The sequence below is a fragment of the Planktothrix sp. FACHB-1355 genome, from assembly GCF_014748295.1.
Taxonomy (GTDB): domain Bacteria; phylum Cyanobacteriota; class Cyanobacteriia; order Cyanobacteriales; family Aerosakkonemataceae; genus Aerosakkonema; species Aerosakkonema funiforme_A.
The window spans coordinates 1-3,004 of sequence record NZ_JACJUP010000912.1 but is presented as its reverse complement, the minus strand read 5'-3'; the positions used below and the strand labels follow the sequence as shown (position 1 = coordinate 3,004).

3 protein-coding genes are annotated in these 3,004 nt (G+C 45.6%); 1 reads left to right on the top strand and 2 read right to left on the bottom strand.

The genetic code is table 11. From position 1 onward, the window contains the following. The coding region (locus tag H6S82_RS26855) for a GAF domain-containing protein (protein WP_191057005.1) at positions 1 to 1,086 on the bottom strand (1,086 nt) is incomplete at its 3' end. A 198-nt stretch (positions 1,087 to 1,284) separates the two neighbouring features. On the opposite strand from H6S82_RS26855, the gene H6S82_RS26850 reads away from it, so the two are divergent. Further along, entirely contained in the window at positions 1,285 to 2,433 is a 1,149-nt protein-coding gene (locus tag H6S82_RS26850; RefSeq protein WP_190472020.1) for a quinone-dependent dihydroorotate dehydrogenase, read from the top strand. A gap of 259 nt (positions 2,434 to 2,692) precedes the next feature. Here the strand turns inward: H6S82_RS26850 and H6S82_RS26845 are convergent. Then, the coding region (locus tag H6S82_RS26845) for an AAA family ATPase (protein ID WP_191057004.1) at positions 2,693 to 3,004 on the bottom strand (312 nt) is incomplete at its 5' end.

Genomic DNA, 3,004 nt, shown 5'->3' with positions numbered 1-3,004 from the left:
GAGCATTCGATCTTGTTTGGTTTGCTCCACAGTGACTTCCATCTCTTCGATGGGAGAAAACATGGCAATTAACTGCGCCGCACCCCGGAGATAGTTTTTTTCTTCTTCCTTCCAAATGCGAGGTTCGTTACCTTCTACTGCTAGAAAGCCGAGCAATTCATCTCCTAAGCGAATCGGAGCTGCCAGTAAGCTTCTCACTCCCAATCTCTGCAATAACCTGCTGGTAATATCGGCTTTGAGGGAACTGTGAGCTTCTCCGATCGACACCATCTGATCGGCTACCAAAGCATTATAAAAGCCACCCGATTCCTGTACGGTGATTCCGGAAGCTTTGGTAACGGCGTCACCGAAACTGCCGCTGGCGCGGTTACTCATCCGCCTCCAAAAATAACGCCGCTCTCGCTCAAACCAATAAATGCTCGTCCGTGTCGGCGCTACAAATTGATGCGTTTCTGCTACTACCGTCTCCAGACGCTGCAATATTGTGCGCGTCGAGCGTAACTGCTCTAGAATTCGGAACAATGGCTCGTCAGGACGCTTAGTGCGTTGGCGGTTCCAATCTGTTTCGATTTGGTTCAGAGAAGCTGCCAATCCCCCTAATAGCATAGATAGTCGCGCTTTCTCTTCCGGTTGCGGCGAAATTCCCCATTGCAGGGAGCCCAGCATTACCACTCCAAAACAGCGATCGCGATAGCGAATGGGGAAAATCAGCGTTCCCCGAATATTGAAGTTTGCCGCTGCTTTCCGCCACTCTCCAGCTCGCGTTTCTTGGCGCAAGTCCGGTACCCCTATCGGTCTGAGCTGAATGACGACCTGTTCTAGGAGATCCCCTGGATTGAGAAAAATTCGCTGTTTCAAGAAATTGATGTCCCCAGTGGGTACAATTCCGCCTTTGCCTAAGATGCGATGGTCTAGGCGATCGTAAAATCCGATCCAAATCAGGCTGTAGTCAAACTCAGCCTGGAGATAATTGATAGTTGTGTCAATCAAAACATCGACGTTATCCTCTTCCCGCAGGGTCTGGAGGACACGTCCTAAAGTCACGACTTTTTTGTCTTCAGAATTCGGTCTTTGTTGCTGGCCCATCTGCTTTCACCCCTATTAGGTAATAGGTACAGGGGAAGAAATCGCCTGGGTGGTGGGTGCTGGGCTAGAGAAAAGTGGGAAAATATTTATTACCTTCTCTGTCTAGCCCCGCTCGCCCGTCTGCCCATAGCCCCTGCCCCTAACTCCTACGCCCTTTCTTCCCCAATCTCTAGACCCTACTACCAAACTTTAAGAGCCTTGGATATTTATCAACTTGGTTTACGTCCTCTTTTGTTTAATGTTCTCAAGAGCGATCCGGAATGGTTGCATCAGCAAAGCATTCAATTTTTGAGTTGGTTAGATCGTAATGCTTATCGCTTCCCTGTAACCGGGTTGCGAGACCAACTTCAGCGATCTTTTTGCTTGGCGGATACCCGTTTGGAACAAAAACTCCTACCCAGCGAAAAGTTTTCCCCCCAGCTGTTCCCAAATCCGATCGGATTGGCAGCTGGCTTTGATAAGAACGGCGTAGCTTCTGGCATTTGGTCTACTTTTGGTTTTGGCTTTGCTGAATTGGGTACTGTAACTTTACTGGCACAGCCTGGGAACCCGCGTCCCCGCTTGTTTCGATTGCCTGCTGACAAAGCAGCTCTAAACCGTATGGGTTTTAATAACAACGGTGCAGAAGAAATGAGTGGCAGGCTACGCGCCATTTGGCAGGGGCGTCCCCGACCGATGCCAATAGGAATTAATCTAGGTAAATCTAAGGTAACACCCTTATCTGACGCTGCATCTGATTATGTGGAAAGTTTTCGCCTTCTCAAAGAGTGGGGCGATTATTTTGTCGTAAATGTCTCCTCACCGAATACCCCAGGCTTGCGATCGCTCCAAGATGCACCTCTGTTGAGCGGGATTTTGTCGGCTTTGCAGCAAGAAAATCAAGGGTATAAACCAATTTTAGTCAAGATTGCACCCGACTTGGAGTGGGATGCGATCGCCAATGTTTTGGCAGTAGCCTCGACGCATCGGCTGGCAGGTATTATTGCCACCAATACCACAATTAGTCGCGACAAACTCCAAACTGAGGTAATTGACGAAACGGGTAAGTCTGTGCGGGAAGAAGAGGGTGGCATTAGCGGTGCGCCGCTGAGGGATCGTTCAACCGAGGTAATTAAGTTTATTTGGCGGGAAACAAAAGGGCAATTGCCAATTATTGGTGTAGGAGGTATTTTTACTGCTGAGGATGCTTGGGTAAAGATTACTGCTGGTGCTTGTTTGATTCAAACTTACACAGGTTGGATTTATGAGGGACCGTGGATGGTGCGGCGGATTTTAGAAGGATTGTTGAAAAAGTTGGATGAACGGGGTTTGTCTAATATTTCTGAGGCGGTTGGTTTGGAGGAGTAGATGTTTTTTAACGCAAAGGACGCAAAGGTAAACGCAGAGGTACGCAGAGGATAAGAGTGTTTGCTATCTTTGCGCTAGTGTCGATTCTTTGAATTTATATGTTTGAAGATTCAGGGTGAAGATTTTTTCATCAATTAATCGAATTATCAAATTTAATTCTGAAAGATAAATATCTGCTTAAATTTATTGTAAAGGATTGATGATATCGATAAATAAATCGATTTCGTACTCGTAGAAAATCAAAACCTATTAATCTTTCTTACAGGCTAAATACTGTTTTTATCGTTTTTATTTTGGCTAATCCTGAATCTGACGGAATAAAGTCAAATACTTTAACTTCTTTTCTTGACTTGTCTACCAGTTTAAATGTCCGGATTGTATCTCGAACATTCAAAGTTCTTTCTGCTAGGCAATTAGATAATTTTACCTTTCCTTCTTCTAGCCCTAAAGATTCAGTTAAATCCGCTTGTTGTGGGTCAAAGTCTACTACTAAAACTTTCTTTTTATTTTTCGCTAAGATAGCTGCCAAATTAATAGCTGTTGTTGTTTTGCCCACGCCTCCCTTGTCATT